Here is a 24,708-nt window from a genome sequence, read left to right as displayed (position 1 = left end):
AGGTGGCTGATTAGAGTGGCGGTTCTTTAACCTGCCCCTTGAGGTGCCTCTTGAACAATAGCCTTGCCATCCTTGCGAATGGCTTGCTCGATTACCCGTCGCTGCGGCCCGAGCAACTCGAACCCACTTTCATGTCCCTTCGCGACGCCAATGTCGCAGAACTCGAACACCTGATTGCCGAGCATGGCCAAGCGCCGGATTGGGATACGTTCGTACTGGCCATCGATCGATTGGACCTGCGCCTGGAAGATCTTTTCCACACCTTGGTCCCGCTGAACTACGAAAGCGAAGAGTGGGCGGTGGCAGTCGCCGCCTGCAACCAGCTGCTACTCGATTGGACACGGCACAAGCACGAGCATCCAGACCTGCATGAGGCTTACCAGCGCCTTGATATGGCCGAGTTGGATGACGAGCGCCGGGCTGTCCTCAAGTTGATCCTGAGGGATTTCCGCTACGCCGGGCATGGCCTGGCTGGCAGTGAACACAATCAGTTACGCATCACCGAGCAAGCGATCGCGGGGTTGGAACAGCAGTTCATGGCCAACCTGATCGAGGCGCGGGCTGCCTGGACTTGCCTGCTGGCCGACGAGGCCCGGCTGGCCGGCCTGCCCACGCTTGAACGTGATCGACTGGCTAGCAAGGCCAGGGCCCGCGGCGAGCCTGGCTGGCTTGTCGATCTTGAAGAGAGCACCGTCGAAGTGATTCTTGCGTGGGCCGATGAGCGAGCGCTGCGTGAAATGGTCTACCAGGCCTCACGGCGCCTGGCTTCGGACCTGGGCGAGGACGCCTCGCAGGACAATCTTCCGGTGTTGCAGGCGTTGTTGCGTTTGCGTCATGAACGCGCACAGTTGCTGGGCCTGGCCAATGCCGCCGAGTTGGGCCTTGAAGTCAAGGATGCCCGCACCACGGCGCAGGTCGAAGGTTTCATCAAGGAATTGATGGAGCAGAACCGCCAGCGGCTGGAAGAAGATTTGAAGGCATTACAGGTACTGGCAGACGAACTCGGCATCGACGAGGTTGCGCCGTGGGACGTGGCTTATCTGAGCCGTCAGTTTCGGGCTCAAGGCAATGAAGCGCTTGAGGCCAGCCTGCGCGAGCGCTTTCCATTGGATGCCACGTTGCAGGGGCTGTGGCAATTGCAAGAGAGGGTACTCGGCATCAGGATTGCGCCTGTTAGCATGGCAGGCTGGCACCCTGATGTGCAGGTGCTGGAGGTAAGCGAAGGTGAGACGCCGCTTGGTCATATCTACCTGGATGCCTATGAGCGCCCAGGAAAACTGCCGTGGCCATACAGCTACCCCATGTGCCAGCGCCATGTGCATGCCGATGGGACAGTCACCCTGCCAGTCGCGCTGCTTTCCTGTTGTTTCGAGCGGACGCCAGGGCAGGGTTCGCCGAACTTGAGCCACGAAGACCTGTGCAAGCTGTTTCATGAGGCCGGTCACGCCGTTCATCAGTTGTTGGTCACCAACCAGCATCGTCGTCTCAATCGTACTGCAACATCGGAGTTGGGCCCTGACACCTGCGAGTTCGTCGGCACCTTGCTGGAACAGTGGTGCTGGTCCGCGTCGACCCTGTTTGCGCTGCCGCAACCGTCGATGGGCGACGTGCCGGTATCGTTGCCACAGATGCAGCAGTGGCTTGCAAGCAAGCGTCTTTTGCAGGCCGTGAAGGAAGCCGAGCAACTACGCCTGTGCTGGTTTGACTTTTTGGCTCACCGCGACCCCCAGGCGCGCCAGGATCTTCGCCATCTGGCCATTTCCACCACCCGGCATGTAGGGTTGCCGGAAGCCTTCACGCAGGACAGATTCGCCGAAGGATTCGACTACATGGTGACGGGCTACGAAGCTGGCTACTACTGCTACAAATGGGCGCAGGTGCACGCTATCGATGCCTTCAGCGTCTTCGAGGCGACCAACGCCGATGATCCGGTTCTGGGGCGTCGGATGCGTAGAGAAATCCTGGCCAAGGGAGGCCTGCGAAGGATGACAGCTTCGTTCAATGCATTCGCAGGCAGGCCGTTGTCGCTCGCGGCGTACGCAGGACGGCACTTGTCCGCCTGATGGCAGTAGCGGGAGCGGGAAGCAAAGAGTACTGTATGAAAAAACAGTAGTCAGGGCCATGGTCATGCTTCCCTCCCCAGTTCGCGGTCGTGGTACCACCAACAATCCACAGAATCGTTATGCGCCTCGGCAGTCGGTGGTTGAAGATGACGGCTGGTATCAGGAAGTGCCGCTCACCCAAGGCACCGAAGTGCGCCTCGAGACGGCCAAGTCGGTCATTACCCGCAATACCTCGCCGGACCTGCCCTTCGACCGCTCCATCAATCCCTATCGCGGTTGCGAGCATGGCTGCATCTACTGCTATGCCCGCCCTTCCCATGCCTATTGGGACCTTTCACCAGGGCTGGACTTCGAAACCAAGCTGATCGCCAAGACCAACGCCGCCGAGGTGCTCGCGCAGCAGTTGAGCAAGCCAGGCTATGTGTGCGCGCCGATCAACCTGGGATCCAACACGGACCCCTACCAACCCATCGAACGCGAACAGATGCTGACCCGGCGCCTGCTCGAAGTGCTGCTGCGCTTTCGCCACCCGGTGACCATCGTCACCAAGGGCTCGCTGGTGCTGCGCGATCTCGACCTGTTGTCCGAGATGGCCAGCCAGCGGCTGGCGCGGGTGATGATCAGCCTGACCACCCTGGACGACGATCTCAAGCGCGTGCTGGAGCCGCGTGCGGCATCGCCCAAGGCAAGGCTGCGGGCGATTCGGGTGCTGCGCGAAGCGGGCGTGCCAGTGGGCGTGTTGTGTTCGCCGATGATTCCGATGATCAACGACAGCGAACTGGAGCGTCTGCTCGAAGCCGCCAAGGAAGCCGGGGCGCAAAGCGCGGCTTACATGATGCTGCGTCTGCCGCTGGAAGTGGCGCCCTTGTTCGAACAATGGCTGCAGGATCATTACCCCCAACGTGCGTCCCATGTGCTCAGCCTGATTCGCCAAAGCCGCGGTGGGGAGTTGTATGACAGCCGGTTCGGTGCGCGGATGCGGGGGGAAGGCGTATTCGCCGAGCTGCTGGCGCAACGTTTTGCCAAGGCGATGCGGCGGTTGCAGTTCGAAGGGCGGGAGGCGCAGGCACTGGACTGTTCGGCATTCTGCCCACCCGGCGGTCAGATGGTGCTGTTCTGATCCTCAGTCCAGCTAATCCAAGCACATAATTTCATGCTGGGCTCTTGGCAGTTGATGCTTTTTTGCTATTATTCCACTCCCGCCTTTTTCTTCTGGAACACCCGTTCTAGAGCCTTCGAATTAAGTTTCAGTTAAGTTTTCCTCGCTAGCGTAGGAAACCAGTCCACGAGGACTGTGATTTATGGCCCGTGCGTGTCATCTAAATCCCTGCATAGCCAGAATCTTTCACCGGTAAACTGGATTTACCAAAACACCGTCAAGAGGATGAATCATGCCCGTCAAGGACCCATCCAAGGTCATTCCGCAGGCCCCCGCGGAGAGCGCCGATGCCGCCCTGAAGCACATCGTCGACGGCTTCCTGCGTTTTCACCATGACGTCTTTCCCGAGCAACAAGAGCTGTTCAAGAAGCTCGCCACCGCGCAGACCCCGCGCGCCATGTTCATCACCTGTGCCGACTCGCGCATCGTTCCCGAACTGATCACCCAGAGCTCGCCCGGCGACCTGTTCGTGACCCGTAACGTCGGTAACGTGGTGCCGCCTTATGGCCAGATGAACGGCGGTGTTTCCAGCGCCATCGAGTACGCCGTTTCGGCGCTGAAGGTGCACCACATCATCATCTGCGGCCACTCCGACTGCGGTGCCATGCGCGCGGTGCTCAACCCGCACTCGCTAGCCAAGATGCCGACCGTTTCCGCCTGGCTGCGTCACGCCGAAGTGGCCCGCACCGTGGTCGAGAACAACTGCTCCTGCGGCAGCGAGCACGAGACCATGCAGGTGCTGACCAAGGAAAACGTCATCGCCCAGCTGCACCACCTGCGCACCCACCCGTCCGTGGCTTCGCGCCTGGCGGCTGGCGAGCTGTACATCCATGGCTGGGTCTACGACATCGAGACCAGCAAGATCGAAGCCTACGATGCCCTCAGCGATAGCTTCCTGCCTTTGGCGGCTGGCGAGCCAGTCCCCTGCGCTACTCCGAGAGGCCGCTACTAAGCGTCCCATCCACCGCTAGAACCTTGATAGCCGGCTGCACCCTCCCCGGTGCCTTGCTTGGCGTGGCGGCGATGACGGCGATCAGCATGGGGCTGGCGCTGCCGGTGAACCGCGTGCAGGTGCCCGCGGACCTCTCCCAGGCGATCGACTGGATCCGCCCGGATGACCTGATGCAGCTGGCCGACCCTACCCTGCTGGTCGCGGCCTTCGCCCTGGCGTTCATCGCCAGCGCCGAGACCTTGCTGTCAGCCGCGGCAGTAGACCGTATGCACAGCGGCCAGCGCTCGGACTTCGACCGCGAGCTGTCGGCTCAAGGCATCGGCAACATGCTCTGTGGTGTACTGGGCGCATTGCCGATGACCGGGGTGATCGTGCGCAGTTCGGCCAATGTCCAGGCGGGCGCGCAGACCCGTGCCTCGGCCATCCTGCATGGCGTATGGCTGTTGGCGTTCGTCGTGGTGCTGAGCAGCGTGCTGCAGCAGATTCCAGTGGCGAGCCTGGCCGGCGTGCTGGTCTATACCGGTATCAAACTGGTGGACTTCAAGGTCTTTCGCGGCCTGGGCCGGTATGGCCGGATGCCCATGTTCACCTACGCCGCCACTGCGCTGGCGATCGTCTGCACCGACCTGCTGACCGGGGTGCTGTTGGGCTTTGCCCTTACCTTGCTGAAGCTGGCTCTGAAGGCGGCGCGGTTGAAGATCAACCTGATCAGCCTGGACAAGCCGCAGCACATGGAATTGCGCCTCAGTGGCGCCGCCACCTTCCTCAAGGTGCCTGCGCTGTCCCGGGTGCTGGACAAGGTGCCCGCCGGCACGCAGCTGCACGTGCCGCTGACCAACCTCCACTACATCGACCACTCCGTGCTGGAGATGCTCGAGGACTGGGGGCGCGCCCAGCGCAGCGCCGGGTCGCGCCTGATCATCGAGCAGCGCGGGTTCAAGCGCAGGATCGAGGGACGTGTGCGTACTGCGGCCGAGTGCTGAGCTCAGTCTTCTTCGACGACCTGAAGCGATGGCGAGCCGGGCCAGATACCGAACAGGTTGATGGTCCGGCTACCCCCCACCCACTGGCTCAGCGGGGTGGCCCACTGTTTCTTGAGCACTTCGTTCTGGCCGACATTGACGAACTCGGCACTGAACTCGAGGTTCCTGGCACCCAGCGGTATGTCGAAGTTGGTCGACAGGCCCCCGGAAACGGTAACCGGGCCTTCGGTCTTGCGGCTTTCACCGGCCAGGTCATAGGCAATGGATACCTTGGTGATGTAGGTGGTGGCGGAACTGGCCTTGCTGTCCACCGTCATTCGCAGGCTGCCGATCTTTTTCACCCAGATCGGAATGATCAGCCTGTCAGGGCCGAAAGATGCGAAGCTGTAAGCCACAGGCAGTGGAGTGGTCGCAATCTGGCCATCCTGTGCGGGAAGCGTGTGCGACTCCACCGACGACGCATCGCGGTTGGAAATGAACGATGCCCCGCCTTTGCCGGAAATGCCGTTTTCGCCCAGCAAGGCATTCAGGCCACTGGCCGAGCCGGAAAGGGAGAACTTGGCATTCTTGCTCTTCGCCCCGGCGTTCACGCCGCTGTCGGCAAGGATGACGCTGGTCACTACGCCAAACCCTTCTGCGATCCTGCCATTGCTGGCCATGCCGACCTTCTCGGCCTGAGCGTAGAGCCAGTCGTACTGATCATGAATCAACGCCAGGTCGCTCAGTCGCTGTTCGCCGTTGAGGGCAAACTCCGAAGCAATCGACTCCTCCTTGCCGAAGGTCCACTCCAGTGTCAGGTCCGGCTTGATCTGAACACCGCTGGTCGGGTCCATCACCGTGCCGGAAACATTGGCCTTGGTTTCCTTGCGGGACACGTCCTTGGAGCTGATGGCCCAGCGCCGGCCCTGCTGGACGTTGGTGATCTTTACGTCTGGCAGTGCTTCGCTGACCAGGGTGAAGTCGCCGGAGGCCGGGTCGATGATGCCCACCGCGCCGGGTCTGATGAGCGGATTGAGCGCCCAGTTGCCCCACAGGGTGGAGCGACTGCCGCGCAGCAGGTCGGTATAAAGCCTGTTCCATTTGATGCTCATAGCGTCTTCCTCGCCATTCAAGGGGATGCCTCTTTGAAGAAAGGCGGGAAGAATCTATCTGTGCGCGGTGCAGCGAATCAGTTGGAGCCGATTCCCCTGAGCGGGTCAGGCCGGCTGGCCCAATTCGACGCCCAGCTGGCGCGACAGGCACGGCCAGCGTTTCCATGCGGCGCCAGTCTCGGGGCTGCTCAAGGTCTCGCGGTACGCTTCCACCGATTCTGCGGCGAAGCTCTCGTCATCGAGCATTTCATCCACCGAATGATGCACCACTTCATCCAGTTGGTTGGCAAACGCTTCACCGATCAATTGATGCGCCACCAGGTTCGCCACGGTGGTATCGAACGGAATCAGCGGCTGCTGGAAGTGGCGGATATACAGGTCGTTGACTTCTTCCACCAGACGGTGCGCGAGGTAGGCCTCATCCAGCAGGCAATCCAGGCCTGCATGCCCTTGCATCACGCTTGGAGGCTGCAGGAAATAGGCTTCGGCGATTTTCAGTACAGGTTTGATCTGCGACTCGATACCGGCTTCGAGCGCTACCGCATGGGCAGCCTCGAGCAATTCCGGAACCTGGTCGATGTAGGCGCTGACGAAGCGCACCAAAGTACCCTGGGCGTCCTGCTCAGGCAGTTGGATCGAGGGGTGCAGGTGGGGCAGTTGCAGCTCGAGACGCTGTTTCAGTTGGCCGGTACGGCCTTCGTGATCGTGGGCTTGGCTGATTTGCTCGCGTACAGCAGCGATGTTCATGACAACTCCAGGGACAAGACGTTTCAAACGGAAGACACTAAATTAGCTCGGTATACCGAATACCTAAGACTCATTTGTTATAAATTTCGCAAACGTGTGCGCTGTTGGGTATAACCAAGTGCCACCATTATGCCAGACCCCCTCTAGCACGCACTTTGCGGGGGATTTCACGAATTCGTTCGTTTCATTTCCGCGCTTGCGTTGCGTGCCATTGGTCGCTGTCTATACTCGGGTTGAACGTGATTCGTTGATGAGGCCCGTCTGCTTTCGCAGGGGGCTCGGTCGTCGAAGTCAGGCAGTCTTGACCGCCGTTCCCGCTTGCCGCAGGCCACGCCTTCGGGAAAACAAGAACTAGAAGGGGAACCCGCAATGATGCGACATCCACATGTCTGGATGGGCCTTCTGTTGTGGTCGGTTTTCGGTCAGGCAAACGCCGCCTGGACCGTGAACATGGCGCCAGGGGCGACGGAAGTCTCCAACGCCGTGTTCGACCTGCACATGACCATCTTCTGGATCTGCGTGATCATCGGCGTCGTGGTGTTCGGCGCGATGTTCTGGTCCATGGTCGTGCACCGCCGCTCCACCGGCCAGCAGGCCGCGCATTTCCACGAGCATACCTGGGTGGAAATCCTCTGGACCGTGGTCCCGTTCCTGATCCTTGTGGCCATGGCCATTCCCGCTACCAAGACCCTGATCGACATCTACGACGCCAGTGAATCGGATATCGACATCCAGGTCACCGGCTACCAGTGGAAATGGCACTACAAGTACCTGGGCCAGGACGTCGAGTTCTTCAGCAACCTGGCCACCCCCACCGACCAGATTCACAACAAGGCGCCCAAGGACGAGCATTACCTGCTCGAAGTCGACCAGCCGCTGGTGCTGCCGGTAGGGGCCAAGGTGCGCTTCCTGGTCACCGCCGCCGACGTGATCCATTCCTGGTGGGTGCCGGCCTTCGCGGTCAAGCGTGACGCCATTCCGGGCTTCGTCAACGAAGCCTGGACGCGCATCGAGAAACCCGGCATCTACCGTGGCCAGTGCACCGAACTGTGCGGCAAGGACCACGGCTTCATGCCGGTGGTGGTCGAGGTCAAGTCCAAGGCCGACTACGACACCTGGCTCGGCGAGCGCAAGGCCGAGGCGGCCAAGCTCAAGGAGCTGACCAGCAAGGAATGGACCCTGCAAGAGCTGGTCGAGCGCGGCGACAAGGTCTACCACACCACCTGCGTGGCCTGTCACCAGGCCGAAGGCCAGGGCCTGCCGCCGATGTTCCCGGCGCTCAAGGGCTCGAAAGTCGCCACCGGGCCGAAGGAAGAACATTTGAGCGTGGTCTTCCATGGCCGCCCAGGCACGGCGATGGCCGCGTTCGGCAAGCAGCTCTCGGAAGTCGACATCGCCGCCGTGGTCACCTACGAGCGCAACGCCTGGGGCAACAACAAGGGTGACATGGTCACGCCGAAGGACGTGCTGGCGCTCAAGCAGGCAGAAGCGAAATGAGCCGGGCCATTCGCCGCAGTCAGTGGATTGCAGGAGACAGGACATGAGTGCAGTGATCGACGACCACGCCCACGGCCATGACCACGCGCACGGCCCCGCCAAGGGCCTGATGCGCTGGGTGCTGACCACCAACCACAAGGACATCGGCACGATGTACCTGTGGTTCAGCTTCATGATGTTCCTGCTCGGCGGCTCGTTCGCCATGGTGATCCGCGCCGAGCTGTTCCAGCCCGGGCTGCAGATCGTGGAGCCGGCGTTCTTCAACCAGATGACCACCATGCATGGCCTGATCATGGTGTTCGGCGCAGTGATGCCAGCCTTCGTCGGCCTGGCCAACTGGATGATCCCGCTGATGATCGGGGCCCCGGACATGGCCCTGCCGCGCATGAACAACTTCAGTTTCTGGCTGCTGCCGGCGGCGTTCCTGCTGTTGGTCTCGACCTTGTTCACCCCTGGCGGCGGGCCGAACTTCGGTTGGACCTTCTACGCCCCGTTGTCGACCACCTACGCCCCGGCCAGCGTGACCTTCTTCATCTTCGCCATCCACCTGATGGGCATCAGTTCGATCATGGGCGCGATCAACGTGATCGCCACCATCCTCAACCTGCGCGCGCCCGGCATGACCCTGATGAAAATGCCGCTGTTCGTCTGGACCTGGCTGATTACCGCGTTCCTGCTGATTGCGGTGATGCCGGTGCTGGCCGGGGTGGTGACCATGATGCTGATGGACATCCACTTCGGCACCAGCTTCTTCAGTGCTGCCGGCGGTGGTGACCCGGTCCTGTTCCAGCACGTGTTCTGGTTCTTCGGCCACCCCGAGGTGTACATCATGATCCTGCCGGCGTTCGGCGCGGTCAGCTCGATCATCCCGGCGTTCTCGCGCAAGCCGCTGTTCGGCTACACCTCGATGGTCTACGCCACCGGCGCGATCGCCTTCCTCTCGTTCATCGTCTGGGCCCACCACATGTTCGTGGTCGGCATCCCGGTGGTCGGCGAGCTGTTCTTCATGTACGCGACAATGCTGATCGCCGTGCCCACCGGGGTGAAGGTGTTCAACTGGGTCAGCACCATGTGGGAAGGCTCGCTGACCTTCGAGACACCGATGCTGTTCGCCATCGCCTTCGTAATCCTGTTCACCATCGGTGGCTTCTCCGGGCTGATGCTGGCGATCGCACCGGCGGACTTCCAGTACCACGATACCTACTTCGTGGTGGCGCATTTCCACTATGTGCTGGTGCCAGGAGCGATCTTCGGCATCTTCGCGTCGGCCTATTACTGGCTGCCGAAGTGGACCGGGCACATGTACGACGAAACCCTCGGCAAGCTGCACTTCTGGCTGTCGTTCATCGGCATGAACATGGCCTTCTTCCCCATGCATTTCGTGGGTCTGGCCGGCATGCCGCGGCGGATCCCCGACTACAACCTGCAGTTCGCCGACTTCAACATGGTGTCGTCGATCGGTGCCTTCATGTTCGGCGCCACGCAGATCTTCTTCCTGTTCATCGTCATCAAGTGCATCCGCGGGGGGGCGCCGGCACCGGCCAAGCCCTGGGACGGGGCCGAGGGCCTGGAGTGGTCGATCCCCTCGCCCGCGCCCTACCACACCTTCCAGACACCACCGGAAGTGAAATAGGTAACCGCCATGAACGGCCAACCGCTCAAACCCCTGGTAGTGCGCCTGCTGATGCTGACGGTGGTGATGTTCGCCTTCGGCTTTGCCCTGGTGCCGATCTACGACGTGATGTGCAAGGCCTTCGGCATCAACGGCAAGACGGGCGGGCAGTACGAGGGCAGCCAGGTCAGCGACCCGACGCGCTCGGTGCGGGTGCAGTTCATGTCCACCAACGCCAGCGACATGGTCTGGGACTTCTATTCCACCGCCGACCAGCTCGAGGTCAACCCCGGGGCGGTCAACCAGATGATCTTCGTCGCCCACAACCCGACCGACCGGCCCATGAGTGCCCAGGCCATTCCCAGCATCACCCCCGCCGAAGCGGCGGCCTATTTCCACAAGACCGAGTGCTTCTGCTTTACCCAGCAGGTGCTGCAGCCCGGCGAACGCATCGAAATGCCGGTGCGCTTCATCGTCGACCGCGACCTGCCGGCCAGCGTGAAGCACCTGACACTGGCCTACACCTTGTTCGACATCACCGCTCGCCACCCGCCGGTCGCTCACATCGCGGCCCAGGACGTCCAGGGCGCCCGTTAAGGGAAGGAGAACAGCAATGGCAAGTCATGAGCACTACTATGTTCCGGCGCAGAGCAAGTGGCCGATCATCGCCACCATCGGCATGTTCATCACGGTGTTCGGCCTGGGCACCTGGTTCAACGACCTCAAGGCCGGCCACCCCGACTCCCACGGGCCGCTGATCTTCTTCGTCGGTGCACTGTTTTTGGCCTACATGCTGTTCGGCTGGTTCGGCTCGGTGGTCAGAGAAAGCCGCGCCGGGCTCTACAGCCCGCAGCTGGACCGCTCGTTCCGCTGGGGCATGAGCTGGTTCATCTTTTCCGAAGTGATGTTCTTCATGGCCTTCTTCGGCGCGCTGTTCTATGTGCGCGTGCTGGCCGGGCCATGGCTCGGGGGCGAGGGTGCCAAGGGGGTCGCGCACATGCTCTGGCCCAGCTTCGAATTCACCTGGCCGTTGCTGCACACGCCTGATCCGAAACTGTTCCCGCCGCCCAAGGAAGTGATCGACCCGTGGCACCTGCCGCTGATCAACACCATCCTGCTGGTCAGCTCCAGCGTGACCATCACCATCGCCCACCACGCCCTGCGCCGCGACCATCGCGGTGCGCTGAAACTGTGGATGGCGCTGACCATCATCCTGGGCATCAGCTTCATCACGTTGCAGGCCTACGAGTACCACGAGGCCTATACCAAGCTGGGGCTGACGCTGGGTTCGGGGATCTACGGCGCGACCTTCTTCATGCTCACGGGCTTCCACGGTGCCCACGTGACCCTGGGCACGATCATCCTGATCGTGATGTTCGTGCGCATCCTGCGCGGGCATTTCAACCCCGACAAGCACTTCGGTTTCGAAGCGGCCAGCTGGTACTGGCACTTCGTCGATGTGGTGTGGGTGGGGTTGTTCATCTTTGTGTATGTGCTTTAGGGCCCATGCGCCTTTGTGGGAGCGGGCTTGCCGGCGATAGGGCCAGTACAGACTCAGAAGGGAGCATGGGAGACAAGCTGACCACTGATAAAGCCATAAGCCACCAGGCCAATGGTCAAACTGGCCAGGGTGACACGCACGGTCAGCGCCTTGAGCAGGCGGGTCGAGTTTTCATCGTCCTTGACCAGAAACACCAGGCCACTGAACAGGCTGGCAACCGTGGCCAACAGCATCAGGACAATCGCGGCCTTGAGCATGGCGACAACTCCGGGGGGATGCGGTGATGAATACAAGTATAGCGACTGACCCGACGAGCCTTCGATGAGGCCGTTTCGCCCAGGCTGGATACCGACCCTGGTGGTGCTCGCACTGCTGCCGGGGCTGATTGCGCTCGGCTGCTGGCAACTCGGCCGCGCCGAGGAGAAGCGCGCGCTGCTGGCGAGCTACGCCCAGCGCAGTGCCGACGCGCCAATGAGCACCTCCCTGTTGCAGCAAAGCGATGACTCGGCGTTCCGTCGGGTCCATCTCTATGGCCGATTCGACGCCGAGCACAGCCTGCTGCTGGACAACCGCATGCGTGATGGCCAGGCCGGTGTCGAACTGCTGCAGCCGTTCCACGACCAGCCCAGCGGCCTGTGGCTACTGGTCAACCGTGGCTGGCTGGCATGGCCCGACCGGCGCGTGCCGGTGCACTTCGACACCCCTGCCCAGGCATTGGCCCTGGATGCTTCGGTGTACGTGGAACCGGGCCGCACCTTTCAGCTACGTCCCGATCCGCAGGGCGGCCAGTGGCCGCACCTGCTGACGGCAATCCACCCCGAGCAGCTCTGGCAGCAGCTCGACCGCGAAGGGTTCGTCCATGAACTGCGCCTGGAACCTGGCCCGGCGAGCTACCGCCTGGACTGGCCGGTGGTCGCCATGGGCCCGGAAAAGCACCTGGGTTATGCCGTGCAGTGGTTTGCCCTGGCCACGGCGCTGGTGCTGCTCTACCTCTATTTTGGCTGGCACAACAGGAAAAAGGAGAACCCCCATGGCCGCCGCCACCACTCCACTGGACCCGTCTGAACGTCGCAAACCCAGAGTCCACGGGCGTTTGCAGCTGATCCTGATCCTCCTGGTGGTACTCGGCCCGATGATCCTGGCCACCAGCATGTACAAGCTCAAGTTCTGGGTGCCGGACGGGCGCAGCTATCACGGCGCGATGATCGGCAACGGCCAGAGCCGGGCCGAAATCGGTATTGCCGGCGAGGACGCGCGCTGGCAACTGCTGGTCAGCGCGCCCGAGGCCTGTGCCGAGGATTGCCAGCGCCTGGTGTACCTGGCCCGGCAGATCCAGGTGGGCCTCGGCCGTGACGCCAGCCGCGCCAGCCATGCGCTGGCCGCTGCCCAGCCGCTGAGCGCGGACTTCCAGGCATTGCTGGGTCGAGAGTACCCGCAGTTGCAGCGTTATCCGCTGGATGCCCCGCAGTATGTGCAGAAGGTCGGCGAGCCCGGCCCGCAGCTGTGGATCGTCGACCCGCACGGCAACCTGGTGCTGCGCTATGACGCCAAGGTCAACGGCAAGCATGTGCTGGATGACCTGCGCCACCTGCTCAAGCTGTCCAACATCGGCTAGGAGCCTGCCATGGCCAGACCTGGATTTCGCCTTGCTGTGTTCGCCACCCTGCTGGCCCTGCTGGTCGTCCTGCTCGGTGCCTATACCCGCCTGACCCACGCCGGGCTTGGCTGCCCGGACTGGCCGGGTTGCTATGGCTTCATCGGCGTGCCGAAGACCGATGCCCAGCTGGCCCATGCCGAGCTGCACTTCCCGGAGCACCCGGTGGAAGAAGCCAAGGGCTGGGCCGAGATGGTCCATCGCTACTTTGCCGGGACGCTTGCCATGGTGATTGCCCTGCTCGCCGTGCAGGCGTTGCGGCGCCATGCCCGCGACGGCCAGCCGTACCGTCTGCCCGTGCTGTTGCTCGGCGTCGTGCTGGCCCAGGCGGCGTTCGGCATGTGGACCGTGACATTGAAGCTATGGCCGCAGGTGGTCACCGCGCACCTGTTGGGCGGTTTCACCACCCTGAGCCTGCTGTTCCTGTTGTCCCTGCGTTTGTCACGGGCCTTTGCGCCCTTGCCGAAGTTGCCCTTGAGCCTGCGCCGGATCGCGGCACTGGCCTTGCTGGTGGTCATCGGCCAGATCGCCCTGGGCGGCTGGGTCAGCGCCAACTATGCGGCGGTCGCCTGCATCGACCTGCCGACCTGCCATGGCCAGTGGTGGCCGGCGGCGGACTTCAGCAACGGCTTTCACCTGACCCAGCACGTCGGCCCCAACTACCTGGGCGGGCAACTGGACAGCGATGCGCGCACGGCCATTCATGTCAGCCATCGGCTGGGCGCGCTGATGGTCACTGCGGTGCTGCTGATGCTCAGCTGGAAGCTGCACCGCTGTGGCTTGCCAGGTCTGTCGCGTTTGGTGCTGTGTGCCCTGGCGTTGCAGGTGGGGCTGGGCATCAGCAACGTGCTGTTGCACCTGCCGCTGGCGGTGGCTGTGGCGCACAACGCCGGCGGCGCGTTGTTGCTGCTGAGCATGGTGCTGGTGAACTACCGTATCTGCGTGGTCGACAAGGTCCGCGTCGGGGTCGGCCAGGGCTGGCGCTTGCGGCCGGTCGCTGGCGTGGCCATCTCCCAACACATGAGGAATGGCTCGTGGCGACGCTTCTAGAGGCCCGGCGTGCGGGCTGGCGCGACTATCTGGAGCTGACCAAGCCCAAGGTCGTGGTACTGATGCTTATCACCTCGCTGGTGGGAATGTTGCTGGCGACCCGGGCGGGTGTGAGCTGGAGCGTGTTGCTGTTCGGCAACCTGGGTATCGCCCTGTGTGCCGGTGGCGCGGCGGTGGTCAACCATGTGGTGGACCGGCGCATCGACGCGTTGATGGCGCGCACCCACAAACGGCCCTTGGCCCAGGGACGGGTCGAGCCACTGCCAGCGCTGCTGTTCGCACTGGCTCTGGCGCTGCTGGGCATGACGGTGCTGCTGGTGTTCACCAATGCCCTCACCGCCTGGCTCACCCTCGCTTCGCTGCTCGGTTATGCCCTGCTCTACACCGGCTTTCTCAAGCGTGCCACGCCGCAGAACATCGTCATCGGTGGCCTGGCCGGTGCGGCCCCGCCGTTGCTCGGCTGGGTGGCGGTGAGTGGTCACATCAGTGCCGAACCCTTGCTGCTGGTGCTGATCATCTTCGCCTGGACGCCGCCGCACTTCTGGGCCCTGGCGATCCATCGCAAGGCGGAGTACGCCAAGGCCGACATCCCCATGCTGCCGGTGACCCACGGCGAGCGCTACACCAAGCTGCATATCCTGCTCTATACCCTGATCCTGCTGGCGGTGACCCTGCTGCCCTATGCCATCCACATGAGCGGCCCGCTGTACCTGGCCTGCGCGCTCGCCCTGGGCCTGCGCTTCCTGCATTGGGCCTGGGTGTTGTACCGTGGCAGCCGGCCGCACGCGGCGATCGGCACCTTCAAGTACTCTATCGGCTACCTGTTCGCGCTGTTCGTCGCGTTGCTCGTTGACCACTACCTGTTGCTGAGCCTATGACCAGAACCCAGAAAACCGTCTTCATCCTCGTTGCCGTGGTCGCACTGATCATGGGCCTGACCGTCAAAAAGGTGCTCAATGGCCGTGACCAGCCCAACCCTGCCGAGCTGATCGACGCCGGCATCATCCTCCTGCCGCAAAGCCGCACGGTGGCCGACGTGACCATGACCAACCAGGATGGCCAGCCGTTGCAGCTGGACGACCTCAAGGGCAAATGGTCGCTGCTGTTCTTCGGCTATACGTACTGCCCGGACATCTGCCCGACGACGCTGGCCCAGCTGCGCCAGGTGAAGAGCGAACTGCCGAAGGAGGCCGTGGACCGTCTGCAGGTGGTGCTGGTGAGCGTGGACCCGAATCGCGATACCCCGAACCAGCTCAAGCAGTACCTGGGCTATTTCGACAAGGATTTCGTGGGGGTGGCGGGGTCGATCGAAGATACCCAGAAGCTCGCCAATGCCTTGAGCATTCCGTTCATTCCGGCTGATACCAGCAAGCCGGGGTACACCGTGGATCACAGCGGCAACCTGGCCATCGTCGGGCCGGATGGGCGTCAGCGCGGGTTCATTCGTGCACCGTTCAACAACCAGAAACTGGTGGCGCAGCTGCCGGGGCTGGTCAAGCGGGACTGATGGAGGCCGCAAAAGCATCGCCGGCAAGCCGGCGATCGGAGCAATGAAATGTTGCGGCTTAGAACGCCGGCACCACAGCGCCCTTGTACTTCTCGGTGATGAACTGCTTCACCTCAGGCGAGTGCAGCGCTGCGGCCAGCTTCTTCATGTCTTCCGAATCCTTGTTGTCCGGGCGGGCAACCAGGATGTTCACGTAAGGCGAGTCGCTGCCTTCGATGGCCAGCGCGTCCTTCTCCGGGTTCAGCTTGGCTTCCAGCGCATAGTTGGTGTTGATCAGGGCGGCATCGACCTGGGTCAGCACGCGCGGGATGGTGGCCGCTTCCAGCTCGCGGAATTTCAGGCTTTTCGGGTTTTCGGCAACATCCTTCACGGTGGACAGGATGTTGGTGTTGTCCTTGAGCTTGATCACGCCTGCCTTGTCCAGCAGCAGCAGGGCACGGCCGCCGTTGGTGGCGTCGTTGGGGATGACCACGGTGGCGCCGGAGGACAGCTCGTCGAGCTTCTTGATCTTGGCCGAGTAGACGCCCAGCGGTTCGATGTGCACGCCGGCCACGCTGACCAGATTGGTGCCCTTGGCCTTGTTGAACTCATCCAGGTACGGCTGGTGCTGGAAGAAGTTGGCGTCCAGGCGCTTTTCGGCCACTTGCACGTTCGGCTGGATGTAGTCGGTGAATTCTTTCACCTTGAGGTTCACACCGTCTTTCGCCAACTGCGGTTTGACGAAGTTGAGGATCTCGGCGTGCGGCACCGGGGTGGCGGCGACCGATAGGTCACCGGCATGGGCCGAGAAGGCCGCGACAGCGGCAGCGACAGCAAGCAGCTTCTTCATGAATCACTCCTTGTGAGGGCCGCGACGGCCCCCGAACGGGTCGGCAGGGCCGACCCCATTGGGGTTACTTACGGGAAAAATGCACTACCAGTTTGTCGCCCACGCTCTGCAGGACTTGAACCAGGATCAGCAACAGCACGACGGTGACGATCATCACGTCGGTCTGGAAGCGCTGGTAGCCGAAGCGGATGGCCAGGTCGCCCAGGCCGCCGGCGCCGACCACACCGGCCATCGCGGTGTACGACACCAGGGTGATGGCGGTGACGGTGATGGCGGCGAAGATGCCCGGACGGGCTTCTGGCAGCAGTGCGTTGGTGATGATCTGGCGAGTGGTGGCGCCCATCGACTGGGTGGCCTCGATGATGCCGCGGTCCACTTCACGCAGGGCGGTTTCCACCAGGCGCGCGAAGAACGGCGTGGCCCCCACCACCAGCGGCGGGATGGCACCCGCCACGCCCAGCGAGGTGCCGGTGATCAGCACGGTGATCGGGATCATCACGATCAGCAGGATGATGAACGGCAGCGAACGCAGGATGTTGACGATCAGCGACAGCAGCGCGTAAACGCCCTTCTGCTCGAACATCTGCCGCGGGCCGCAGAGGAACAGCAGCACACCCAGCGGCAGGCCCAGCAGCACGGTGAAGAACAGCGAGCCGAACAGCATGATCATGGTATCGACGGTGGCCAGCCAGATTTCGGCCCAGTCGACGTTGGCGAAGAAATTCAGGGCGTCCATCAACGCAGTACCTCCATATGTACGTCAGCTGCCTTGAAGCGGTCGAACGCCGCTTCCATGTCGCCGCCGGTGACGGCCAGGGTCAGCTGCCCATAGGGCACATCCTTGATACGGTCGATACGCCCGGCGAGGATGCTGTAGTCCACCCCGGTTTCGCGGGCGACGGTGCCCAGCAGTGGTGCGTAGGTGGCTTCGCCCTGGAAGGTCAGGCGAATGATGCGGCCTGGCACATGGGCGAAGTCGTCGCGCTGTTCGCTCTCGTCGACCTGCTCGTCTTCCTGGACGAAGCGCTTGGTGGTCGGGTGCTGCGGGTGCAGGAACACCTCGGCCACCGAGCCCTGCTCGACGATCTGACCGGCATCCATCACCGCCACGCAGTCGCAGACCCGGCGGATCACGTCCATTTCGTGGGTGATCAGCACGATGGTCAGTTTCAGCTCACGGTTGATCTCGGCCAGCAGTTGCAGCACCGAGGCCGTGGTTTGCGGGTCGAGGGCGCTGGTGGCCTCGTCGCACAGCAGGATCTTCGGGTTGGTGGACAGGGCACGGGCAATGCCGACGCGCTGCTTCTGGCCGCCAGACAGCTGTGCCGGGTACTTTTTGGCGTGGTCCTGCAAGCCCACGCGGGCCAGCAGTTCGGTGACACGCTTGTCGATTTCGCTGCGCGACAGCTCACCCGCCAGGGTCAGCGGCAGCGCGACGTTGTCGGCGACGGTCTTGGAGGCCAGCAGGTTGAAGTGCTGGAAGATCATCCCGACCTGTTGGCGGAAACCGCGCAACTGGTTGCCGTTGAACGCGGTGACGTCCTCGCCATCGACGATGATCTTGCCGCCGGAGGGCTCTTCCAGGCGGTTGATCAGGCGCAGCATGGTGCTCTTGCCGGCGCCGGAATGGCCGATCAGGCCGAACACCTGGCCATCTTCGATGGTCAGGCTGGTCGGGTTGAGCGCGGGAATTTCCCTACCGGCGACGCGGTAGGTCTTGTGTACATGTTGGAACTCGATCACGTAGCGAACCTTGTGGGGCGCATGGAATTTGGGTCAGCGGTTAGCTGGGGTCGCGCATTTTAGCCTTTTCCCCTAGCTGTTCTTAGCATTTATTTCGTAATGGTCCAATCCATCGGGCATAACGCGACAACTGGTAATCCCGATTGAACGCTCGGCGAAGCCTCCCAGTCACTAATGGAACAAGCCCGCCACGGGCACGCGTGAAGACTGACGAGGAGAGCCGACCATGCCCAGCAAGAAAACGGACGCGCCCAAGCACAGCGAGGCCGCCGGTACCCAGACCCCTGATCGGGCCAATACCAATGCCAAGCTGCAGAGCCTGGAAACGTTTCGCAGCGATGCCACCGGCCAGGCCCTGCGCACCAATCAGGGGGTGAAGGTCGCCGACAACCAGAACAGCCTGAAGGCTGGGGCACGTGGGCCGTCGCTGCTCGAAGACTTCATCATGCGCGAGAAGATCACCCACTTCGACCACGAACGCATCCCCGAACGCATCGTCCACGCCCGTGGCACCGGGGCCCATGGCTATTTCCAGAGCTACGGCTGCCATGCCGAGCTGACCAAGGCCGGGTTCCTGCAGGACCCGGAGAAGATAACCCCCGTGTTCGTGCGTTTTTCCACCGTTCAGGGGCCGCGCGGCTCGGGTGACACGGTGCGCGACGTGCGCGGCTTTGCGGTGAAGTTCTACACCGATGAAGGCAACTTCGACCTGGTTGGCAACAACATGCCGGTATTCTTCATCCAGGACGCGATCAAGTTCCCCGACTTCGTGCATGCGGTGAAGCCCGAGCCGCACAACGAAATGCCCACCGGTGGCTCGGCGCACGACACCTTCTGGGATTTCGTCTCGCTGGTGCCGGAATCGGCACACATGGTCATCTGGGCGATGTCCGACAGGGCCATTCCGCGCAGCCTGCGGATGATGGAAGGCTTTGGCGTGCACACCTTCCGCATGATCAACGCCGAGGGTGTCGCCAGCTTCGTCAAGTTCCACTGGAAGCCGCGTCAGGGCGTGCATTCGGTGCTCTGGGACGAAGCCCAGAAGCTGGCGGGCAAGGACACCGACTACCATCGCCGCGACCTGTGGGAGGCGATCGAGACCGGGGATTACCCTGAATGGGAGCTGGGCGTACAGATCGTCCCCGAGGCCGACGAGCACACGTTCGACTTCGACCTGCTCGACCCCACCAAGATCATTCCTGAGGAACTGGTGCCGGTGACACTGCTGGGCAAGATGGTGCTCAACCGCAATCCGGACAATTTCTTCGCCGAAACCGAGCAGGTCGCCTTCTGCCCGGGGCACATCGTGCCGGGCATCGACTTCAGCAACGACCCGTTGCTGCAGGGACGGTTGTTCTCCTACACCGACACCCAGATCAGCCGGCTGGGTGGGCCGAACTTCCATGAAATCCCGATCAACCGGCCGGTGGCACCGAACCACAGCGGCCAGCGCGATGCCATGCACCGCATGACCATCGACAAGGGTCGGGCGTCGTATGAACCCAATTCGATCGATGGCGGCTGGCCCAGGGAAACGCCGCCAGCCGCGCAGGACGGTGGCTTCGAGAGTTACCAGGAGCGCATTGAGGCGCACAAGATCCGCCAGCGCAGCGAGTCGTTCGGCGATCACTTTTCCCAGGCCCGGCTGTTCTTCCAGAGCATGAGCCCTACCGAGCAGCAGCACATCATCAAGGCCTACAGCTTCGAACTGGGCAAGGTGGAGCGCGAGGCGATACGCGCCCGCGAAGTGAACGAGATCCTTGCCAACATCGACCTGAAACTGGCCGCGGCGGTGGCCGCCAACCTCGGACTACCGGCGCCCAAGCAGGGCACGGTTCAGGTAAAAGGCAGCAAACCGGCGAAATCCAAGGCCTTGAGCCAGATGAACCATCCCGGTGACGTGGGCATCAAGGGGCGCAAGATCGCAGTGCTGGTAGCAGATGGCGTAGACGCTGCGAGCGTCGACAAGCTGGTCAAGGCGCTGCAGGCACACAGTGCACGGCCGATGCTGCTGGGGCCGACCTCGGCACCGGTGAAGTCGGCTGATGGCAAGGCATTGCCGGTAGCGGCGTCGATTGAGGGGATGCCGTCGATCATGTTCGACGGGATCGTCGTGGCCGGTGGGCAGGGTTCAGTCGATGCCCTGGCAGCCAGTGGCGTGGCCAAGCACTTCCTGCTCGAGGGCTACAAGCACCTGAAGGCCATGCTCCTGGCGAAGGAGGCCAAGGCAATGCTGGGCAGCCTGGGGCTCAAGGAGGACAAGGGGTTGTTGCTGGGGGATGAGCAGAAGGGCGTCGAGGCTTTCGTCAAAGTGGTCGAAGGGCATCGGGTGTGGGAGCGGGAGGCGGCTGCCGAGGGTGTTCCTGCCTGATCGGGGTCGTCTTCATCGCCGGCAAGCCGGCTCCCACAAAGGATTCGCACTGAAACCTGTGGGAGCCGGCTTGCCGGCGATGAGGCGCTCAACCTTCACTGCTGATGCGGAACCAATACCACCTGCGCCGGCATCTTGCGCTGAATCTCATGCTTCTGCTTCAGCTCGAAGCCACTGTCGAGCTTGTGCACACGCTTGTGCAGCAGGTTCTTCAACCAGGGCGCATCCTCGGTACGCGGCACCTGGAACACCACCTCGCACTGGTAATTCACCACGTCCTTGGCAATTTCATCGAGCTGACGACGCATGGCGGCAATGTCCGTGGTCTTCAGGGCGATCACCGTGCTTGGGGCGGTGGGGTCGATCACGCGTGGCTTGGGCTTGGCCTCGGCCGCCTTCAAGGCCGCTTCGGCTTTCTCCAGTTCAGCCTTGCGCGCCTGGGCTACAGCGTCACCCCCGGTGACTGCCGGCGCCTGCGGCATCAGCGCACGGGCCCGGGCCAGCGCGGTCGCCGCTGCGTTGACATCGCCCTTTTGCAGGACGACCTGGCTGCGCTTGAGGTAGGCCTCGGCCAACTGGCGCTGGTATTGCTCCAGGCGTGCGTCATCGGGTGACTGGGCCTGCAGGGCTGCCAGCTGGTCTTCGGCGGTGGCCAGCTCATTGCTGGCGATATTCTGTTGCAGCTGCTGCCAGGCATCGGCTTGGGCAGGTGCATCGGCCTGATTGACCGGCGCACTGGAACATGCGGCCAGCAACAGGGAAAACGCGGCAACAAGCAGATAACGGGATGCGAACGGCTTCATTCCTGCGACTCTCTATTTGCGCAAAAAGCGAGCAAGTCTACACCCAGGTGCGCACGCTCGAAAACAGGTCTTACAGACCCTTTACCCGCGAAAAAGTTGCAGGGCACACCAACGTGTACCCCGCGCTTCAGCGTTTTGGCAGGGCCAGGCTCAGCAAGAATAGCACCGCCGCGCAGACCACGATCGATGGGCCGGCCGGCGTGTCCTTGAACCAGGACATGGCCAGGCCACCACACACCGCGACAATGCCCAGCAAGCTGGCGCCCAGCGCCATCTGCTCGGGCGAGCGGGCATGGCGTTGCGCCGCAGCGGCCGGAATGATCAGCAGCGAGGTGATCAGCAGTACGCCGACGATCTTCATGGCCACGGCGATCACCACGGCGATCAGCAGCATCAGCGCCATGCGCAGGCCGGCCACCGGCAGGCCTTCGACCATCGCCAGTTCCTCGTGCACGGTGATCGCCAGCAGTGGCCGCCACAGAGCTGCAAGCAACAGCAATACCAGGGTGCTGCCACCGAGGATCCAGCCCAGGTCGCCGGGGCTGATGGCCAGCAGGTCACCGAACAGGTAGCCCATCAGGTCGATGCGCACATCTTTCATGAAGCTCAGTACCACCAGGCCCAGCGACAGGGTGCTGGGTGCAAGGATGCCGAGCAGGGTGTCCGAAGCCAGCGGCTGACGTTGCTGCAAGGTAACCAGCAGGATCGCCAGCAGCAGGCAGCCGACGGTCACCGCCAGCGCCGGGCTGATGTCCAGCACGAAGCCAAGGGCCACGCCCAGCAGTGCGGCGTGGGACAGGGTGTCGCCGAAGTAGGCCATGCGCCGCCACACCACGAACGAGCCAAGCGGGCCCGCCACCAGTGCCAGGGAAAGACCCGCAAGCAAGGCGTAAAGAAGAAAATCAGCCATGCTTGCAGTGCTCTCCGTGAACATGGGCGCCAGGGGCCACGACCGAGCCGTGCAGGTCGTGGCTGTGGTCATGATGGTGGTGATAGATGGCCAGACTCGGGGCGTTCTGGCCGAACAACTCGACGAAGGCCGGGTCGTTGCTGACCTGCTCGGGGTGGCCCGAGCAGCACACATGGCGGTTCAGGCAGACCACCTGGTCGGTCGCGCTCATGACCAGGTGCAGGTCGTGGGAGACCATCAGCACGCCGCAGCCGTGACGGTCGCGCAGGCGGGTGATGAGGTTGTACAACTCGGTCTGGCCGACCACGTCGACGCCCTGCACGGGTTCGTCCAGCACCAGCAGTTCGGGCTCGCGCAACAGTGCCCGGGCCAGCAGCACGCGCTGCATCTCACCCCCGGAAATGGTCTGGATCGGGCTGTCGATCACCTGCTCGGCACCGACTTCCTGCAACGCTGACAGGGCCGCTGCGCGGTCCACGCCCGGCACCAGGCGCAGGAAGCGCAGGACCGAGAGCGGCAGGGTGGGGTCCACCTGGATTTTCTGCGGCATGTAGCCGATCCGCAGCTTCGGCTTGCGCCAGACCTTGCCGCGGTGCGGTTTGAGCAAACCCAGTACTGCGCGCACCAGGGTGGTCTTGCCGGCACCGTTGGGGCCGATCAGGGTCACGATCTGGCCGGGTGCTACCGACAAGTCGATGCTGTCGAGAACCGCCTCGCCGCCGAAGGTGACACCGACCTGCTCGAGGCGGATCAGGGCGTCACTCATGCTGCGCTCCGGCAGTTGCCGCAGAGGCCGACGATTTCCACGGTCTGGGTCTCGACCGTGAAGCCCACGCCCTTGGCGCTGGCGACGATGGCGTCGCTGATGCTGTCCTGTTCCAGTTCGATGGCCACGTGGCACACGCGGCAGATCAGGAACTGGCCATGGTGCGCGTGTTCCGGGTGGCTGCAGCCGATGAAGGCATTGAGCGAGGCGATGCGGTGCACCAGGCCGTTTTCCAGGAGGAAGTCGAGGGCGCGGTACACGGTGGGCGGCGCGGCGCGGCGGCCATCCTGCTCGCTGAGCACGGCAAGGATGTCGTAGGCACCCAGCGGCTTGTGGCTCTGCCACACCAGCTCCAGCACGCGCTTGCGCAGCGCGGTCAGGCGCAGGCCCTGGCGCGCGCACAGGGCATCGGCTTCGGCCAGGGCGCTGTGCACGCAATGGGAGTGATCGTGGGGGCGGTGGGCCAGCGGCGTGATGGACATGGGCAGCGACGGTTCTGGATGGAGACGTTATTATGTTACCTGTTTCCGACGAGACGAGTATTCACCGTGTCCCGATTCCTTGTGCTTTTTGTCGCTTTCATCGCCTGCTCGGCGCAGGCAGACATGCGCGTGCTGACCAGCATCAAGCCGCTGCAGCAGATTGCCGCTGCCGTGCAGGACGGCGTGGGCAGCCCTGAAGTGCTGCTGCCGCCCGGTGCTTCGCCGCACCATTACGCCCTGCGCCCTTCCGACGTGCGGCGGGTGGGCGATGCCGACTTGCTGTACTGGATCGGCCCGGACATGGAAAGTTTCCTGCCGCGGGTGCTGGGCAGCCGCAGCAAGCCGGCGGTAGCCGTGCAGTCGCTGCCCGGCCTGCAACTGCGTCACTTCGGCGAGGACAGCCATTCCCACGAAGAAGACGACCACGACGAGCATGACCACGACCACCGTCCGGGTAGCCTGGATGCGCATTTGTGGCTGTCGTCGGCCAATGCCCGGGTCATCGCGGCGAAGATGGCGGCGGACCTGGCGGCGGCGGACCCGGCCAATGCGGCGCGCTACCAGAGCAACCTGAAGGCGTTCAGCGAGCGTCTTGATGGCCTGGATGCCCGCATCAAGGCGCGTGTGGCAGGTATCGCTGGCAAGCCGTACTTCGTGTTCCACGAGGCGTTCGACTACTTCGAGTCGGCCTATGGGCTGAAACACACCGGTGTGTTCAGTGTGGCCTCGGAGGTGCAGCCGGGGGCGCAGCACGTCGCGGCCATGCGCCAGCGCCTGCAGGAAGTGGGCAAGACCTGTGTGTTCAGCGAACCGCCGCTGCGGCCGCGTCTGGCGCAGACGCTGACGGCGGGGCTGCCGGTGCGGTTGGCCGAGCTGGATGCGCTGGGTGGCACGGACTCTGTGGACGCCAAGGGGTATGAGCGTTTGCTGGAGAAGCTGGGCGGTGACCTGGCGGGGTGCCTGGAGCAGTTGTGATGGCTGGGCTGGC

At 63.0% G+C, this 24,708-nt stretch carries 24 protein-coding genes and 1 pseudogene; 15 read left to right on the top strand and 10 right to left on the bottom strand.

Annotated elements, in window-relative coordinates:
* Positions 1–50: 50 nt before the first annotated feature.
* The 4 genes and pseudogenes from PPL01S_RS04445 to PPL01S_RS04430 form a co-directional block, all read left to right on the top strand.
* Entirely contained in the window at positions 51–2,063 is a 2,013-nt protein-coding gene (locus tag PPL01S_RS04445) for a M3 family metallopeptidase (RefSeq protein WP_028625683.1), read from the top strand.
* A 64-nt stretch (positions 2,064–2,127) separates the two neighbouring features.
* Positions 2,128–3,183, top strand: coding sequence for a PA0069 family radical SAM protein (locus PPL01S_RS04440; protein WP_373271142.1), 1,056 nt, complete (start codon positions 2,128–2,130; stop codon positions 3,181–3,183).
* Between the two features lie 271 nt (positions 3,184–3,454).
* On the top strand, positions 3,455–4,174 hold the full coding sequence (locus PPL01S_RS04435) for a carbonic anhydrase (RefSeq protein WP_016394262.1): 720 nt from the start codon (positions 3,455–3,457) through the stop codon (positions 4,172–4,174).
* Between the two features lie 41 nt (positions 4,175–4,215).
* Positions 4,216–5,157, top strand: a pseudogene (locus tag PPL01S_RS04430) (SulP family inorganic anion transporter); the annotation flags it as partial.
* Positions 5,158–5,159: 2 nt separating this feature from the next.
* Here the strand turns inward: PPL01S_RS04430 and PPL01S_RS04425 are convergent.
* Both PPL01S_RS04425 and PPL01S_RS04420 read right to left on the bottom strand, forming a co-directional pair.
* A complete protein-coding gene (locus tag PPL01S_RS04425) occupies positions 5,160–6,248 on the bottom strand; it encodes a hypothetical protein (protein ID WP_028625684.1) in 1,089 nt (362 codons plus the stop codon).
* A gap of 105 nt (positions 6,249–6,353) precedes the next feature.
* The gene (locus PPL01S_RS04420; protein WP_028625685.1) at positions 6,354–6,995 is read right to left on the bottom strand and encodes a hypothetical protein; all 642 of its coding nucleotides are present in this window, start codon (positions 6,993–6,995) and stop codon (positions 6,354–6,356) included.
* Positions 6,996–7,364: 369 nt separating this feature from the next.
* On the opposite strand from PPL01S_RS04420, the gene coxB reads away from it, so the two are divergent.
* Genes coxB through PPL01S_RS04400 form a run of 4 tightly spaced genes read left to right on the top strand, consistent with a single transcriptional unit; the run spans position 7,365 to position 11,605 of the window.
* Positions 7,365–8,492, top strand: coding sequence for a cytochrome c oxidase subunit II (gene coxB / locus PPL01S_RS04415; protein ID WP_016394258.1), 1,128 nt, complete (start codon positions 7,365–7,367; stop codon positions 8,490–8,492).
* 43 nt (positions 8,493–8,535) lie between these two features.
* Positions 8,536–10,125 carry a cytochrome c oxidase subunit I gene (gene ctaD / locus PPL01S_RS04410; RefSeq protein WP_016394257.1) on the top strand — a complete coding sequence of 530 codons (1,590 nt, stop codon included), beginning with the start codon at positions 8,536–8,538 and terminating at the stop codon, positions 10,123–10,125.
* 9 nt (positions 10,126–10,134) lie between these two features.
* Positions 10,135–10,701, top strand: a complete 567-nt coding sequence (locus tag PPL01S_RS04405; protein ID WP_016394256.1) for a cytochrome c oxidase assembly protein — start codon at positions 10,135–10,137, stop codon at positions 10,699–10,701.
* Positions 10,702–10,717: 16 nt separating this feature from the next.
* Positions 10,718–11,605 carry a cytochrome c oxidase subunit 3 gene (locus tag PPL01S_RS04400; protein ID WP_016394255.1) on the top strand — a complete coding sequence of 296 codons (888 nt, stop codon included), beginning with the start codon at positions 10,718–10,720 and terminating at the stop codon, positions 11,603–11,605.
* Positions 11,606–11,658: 53 nt separating this feature from the next.
* Here the strand turns inward: PPL01S_RS04400 and PPL01S_RS04395 are convergent, their stop codons facing one another.
* Positions 11,659–11,862, bottom strand: a complete 204-nt coding sequence (locus PPL01S_RS04395) for a twin transmembrane helix small protein (RefSeq protein WP_016394254.1) — start codon at positions 11,860–11,862, stop codon at positions 11,659–11,661.
* 64 nt (positions 11,863–11,926) lie between these two features.
* On the opposite strand from PPL01S_RS04395, the gene PPL01S_RS04390 reads away from it, so the two are divergent.
* Genes PPL01S_RS04390 through PPL01S_RS04370 form a run of 5 tightly spaced genes read left to right on the top strand, consistent with a single transcriptional unit; the run spans position 11,927 to position 15,816 of the window.
* Entirely contained in the window at positions 11,927–12,670 is a 744-nt protein-coding gene (locus PPL01S_RS04390; RefSeq protein ID WP_016394253.1) for an SURF1 family protein, read from the top strand.
* Entirely contained in the window at positions 12,636–13,220 is a 585-nt protein-coding gene (locus PPL01S_RS04385) for a PA_0111/PP_0108 family redox-active disulfide protein (protein WP_016394252.1), read from the top strand. The genes PPL01S_RS04390 and PPL01S_RS04385 overlap by 35 nt, the downstream gene beginning before the upstream one ends.
* Positions 13,221–13,229: 9 nt before the next feature.
* Positions 13,230–14,309, top strand: a complete 1,080-nt coding sequence (locus PPL01S_RS04380; RefSeq protein WP_028625686.1) for a COX15/CtaA family protein — start codon at positions 13,230–13,232, stop codon at positions 14,307–14,309.
* Positions 14,294–15,187 carry a heme o synthase gene (cyoE, locus tag PPL01S_RS04375; protein ID WP_016394250.1) on the top strand — a complete coding sequence of 298 codons (894 nt, stop codon included), beginning with the start codon at positions 14,294–14,296 and terminating at the stop codon, positions 15,185–15,187. The genes PPL01S_RS04380 and cyoE overlap by 16 nt, the downstream gene beginning before the upstream one ends.
* Positions 15,184–15,816: an SCO family protein gene (locus tag PPL01S_RS04370; protein WP_028625687.1), complete on the top strand. Its 633-nt coding sequence runs from the start codon at positions 15,184–15,186 to the stop codon at positions 15,814–15,816. Before cyoE ends, PPL01S_RS04370 begins: the two co-directional genes overlap by 4 nt.
* Positions 15,817–15,874: 58 nt before the next feature.
* Here PPL01S_RS04370 and PPL01S_RS04365 read toward each other — a convergent pair whose 3' ends face one another.
* From PPL01S_RS04365 to PPL01S_RS04355, 3 genes are all read right to left on the bottom strand, one after another.
* Positions 15,875–16,645 (bottom strand): MetQ/NlpA family ABC transporter substrate-binding protein, encoded by a 771-nt coding sequence (locus tag PPL01S_RS04365; protein ID WP_016394248.1) that lies wholly within the window; start codon positions 16,643–16,645, stop codon positions 15,875–15,877.
* 64 nt (positions 16,646–16,709) lie between these two features.
* Positions 16,710–17,381: a methionine ABC transporter permease gene (locus PPL01S_RS04360; protein ID WP_016394247.1), complete on the bottom strand. Its 672-nt coding sequence runs from the start codon at positions 17,379–17,381 to the stop codon at positions 16,710–16,712.
* Positions 17,381–18,388: a methionine ABC transporter ATP-binding protein gene (locus PPL01S_RS04355; protein WP_016394246.1), complete on the bottom strand. Its 1,008-nt coding sequence runs from the start codon at positions 18,386–18,388 to the stop codon at positions 17,381–17,383. The genes PPL01S_RS04360 and PPL01S_RS04355 overlap by 1 nt, the downstream gene beginning before the upstream one ends.
* A 226-nt stretch (positions 18,389–18,614) precedes the next feature.
* Between PPL01S_RS04355 and katE the strand changes: the two genes are divergently transcribed.
* Complete coding sequence (gene katE, locus PPL01S_RS04350; RefSeq protein WP_028625688.1) at positions 18,615–20,759, top strand: catalase HPII; 2,145 nt, start codon at positions 18,615–18,617, stop codon at positions 20,757–20,759.
* 95 nt (positions 20,760–20,854) lie between these two features.
* On the opposite strand, the gene PPL01S_RS04345 is transcribed toward katE, so the two are convergent.
* The 4 genes from PPL01S_RS04345 to zur form a co-directional block, all read right to left on the bottom strand.
* Complete coding sequence (locus PPL01S_RS04345) at positions 20,855–21,562, bottom strand: PA5502 family lipoprotein (protein ID WP_016394244.1); 708 nt, start codon at positions 21,560–21,562, stop codon at positions 20,855–20,857.
* Between the two features lie 127 nt (positions 21,563–21,689).
* Positions 21,690–22,472 carry a zinc ABC transporter permease subunit ZnuB gene (gene znuB / locus PPL01S_RS04340; RefSeq protein WP_016394243.1) on the bottom strand — a complete coding sequence of 261 codons (783 nt, stop codon included), beginning with the start codon at positions 22,470–22,472 and terminating at the stop codon, positions 21,690–21,692.
* Positions 22,465–23,238, bottom strand: coding sequence for a zinc ABC transporter ATP-binding protein ZnuC (znuC, locus tag PPL01S_RS04335; RefSeq protein WP_016394242.1), 774 nt, complete (start codon positions 23,236–23,238; stop codon positions 22,465–22,467). The genes znuB and znuC overlap by 8 nt, the downstream gene beginning before the upstream one ends.
* On the bottom strand, positions 23,235–23,720 hold the full coding sequence (gene zur, locus PPL01S_RS04330) for a zinc uptake transcriptional repressor Zur (RefSeq protein WP_016394241.1): 486 nt from the start codon (positions 23,718–23,720) through the stop codon (positions 23,235–23,237). The genes znuC and zur overlap by 4 nt, the downstream gene beginning before the upstream one ends.
* Before the next feature lie 18 nt (positions 23,721–23,738).
* On the opposite strand from zur, the gene PPL01S_RS04325 reads away from it, so the two are divergent.
* On the top strand, positions 23,739–24,695 hold the full coding sequence (locus tag PPL01S_RS04325) for a zinc ABC transporter substrate-binding protein (RefSeq protein ID WP_081663586.1): 957 nt from the start codon (positions 23,739–23,741) through the stop codon (positions 24,693–24,695).
* Positions 24,696–24,708: the final 13 nt, after the last annotated feature.

Origin of the sequence: Pseudomonas plecoglossicida NBRC 103162 = DSM 15088, assembly GCF_000730665.1 — a bacterium.
Lineage (GTDB): Bacteria > Pseudomonadota > Gammaproteobacteria > Pseudomonadales > Pseudomonadaceae > Aquipseudomonas > Aquipseudomonas plecoglossicida.
This window is presented reverse-complemented; position numbering and strand designations above follow the sequence as displayed.

Coding starts and splice junctions, on each gene's coding strand:
- PPL01S_RS04440 (WP_373271142.1), top strand. CDS start 2,128: ATGCTTCCCTCCCCAGTTCGCGGTCGTGGTACCACCAACAATCCACAG.
- PPL01S_RS04435 (WP_016394262.1), top strand. CDS start 3,455: ATGCCCGTCAAGGACCCATCCAAGGTCATTCCGCAGGCCCCCGCGGAG.
- PPL01S_RS04425 (WP_028625684.1), bottom strand. CDS start 6,248: ATGAGCATCAAATGGAACAGGCTTTATACCGACCTGCTGCGCGGCAGT.
- PPL01S_RS04420 (WP_028625685.1), bottom strand. CDS start 6,995: ATGAACATCGCTGCTGTACGCGAGCAAATCAGCCAAGCCCACGATCAC.
- coxB (WP_016394258.1), top strand. CDS start 7,365: ATGATGCGACATCCACATGTCTGGATGGGCCTTCTGTTGTGGTCGGTT.
- ctaD (WP_016394257.1), top strand. CDS start 8,536: ATGAGTGCAGTGATCGACGACCACGCCCACGGCCATGACCACGCGCAC.
- PPL01S_RS04405 (WP_016394256.1), top strand. CDS start 10,135: ATGAACGGCCAACCGCTCAAACCCCTGGTAGTGCGCCTGCTGATGCTG.
- PPL01S_RS04400 (WP_016394255.1), top strand. CDS start 10,718: ATGGCAAGTCATGAGCACTACTATGTTCCGGCGCAGAGCAAGTGGCCG.
- PPL01S_RS04395 (WP_016394254.1), bottom strand. CDS start 11,862: ATGCTCAAGGCCGCGATTGTCCTGATGCTGTTGGCCACGGTTGCCAGC.
- PPL01S_RS04390 (WP_016394253.1), top strand. CDS start 11,927: ATGAGGCCGTTTCGCCCAGGCTGGATACCGACCCTGGTGGTGCTCGCA.
- PPL01S_RS04385 (WP_016394252.1), top strand. CDS start 12,636: ATGGCCGCCGCCACCACTCCACTGGACCCGTCTGAACGTCGCAAACCC.
- PPL01S_RS04380 (WP_028625686.1), top strand. CDS start 13,230: ATGGCCAGACCTGGATTTCGCCTTGCTGTGTTCGCCACCCTGCTGGCC.
- PPL01S_RS04370 (WP_028625687.1), top strand. CDS start 15,184: ATGACCAGAACCCAGAAAACCGTCTTCATCCTCGTTGCCGTGGTCGCA.
- PPL01S_RS04365 (WP_016394248.1), bottom strand. CDS start 16,645: ATGAAGAAGCTGCTTGCTGTCGCTGCCGCTGTCGCGGCCTTCTCGGCC.
- PPL01S_RS04360 (WP_016394247.1), bottom strand. CDS start 17,381: ATGGACGCCCTGAATTTCTTCGCCAACGTCGACTGGGCCGAAATCTGG.
- katE (WP_028625688.1), top strand. CDS start 18,615: ATGCCCAGCAAGAAAACGGACGCGCCCAAGCACAGCGAGGCCGCCGGT.
- PPL01S_RS04345 (WP_016394244.1), bottom strand. CDS start 21,562: ATGAAGCCGTTCGCATCCCGTTATCTGCTTGTTGCCGCGTTTTCCCTG.
- znuB (WP_016394243.1), bottom strand. CDS start 22,472: ATGGCTGATTTTCTTCTTTACGCCTTGCTTGCGGGTCTTTCCCTGGCA.
- znuC (WP_016394242.1), bottom strand. CDS start 23,238: ATGAGTGACGCCCTGATCCGCCTCGAGCAGGTCGGTGTCACCTTCGGC.
- zur (WP_016394241.1), bottom strand. CDS start 23,720: ATGTCCATCACGCCGCTGGCCCACCGCCCCCACGATCACTCCCATTGC.
- PPL01S_RS04325 (WP_081663586.1), top strand. CDS start 23,739: ATGGAGACGTTATTATGTTACCTGTTTCCGACGAGACGAGTATTCACC.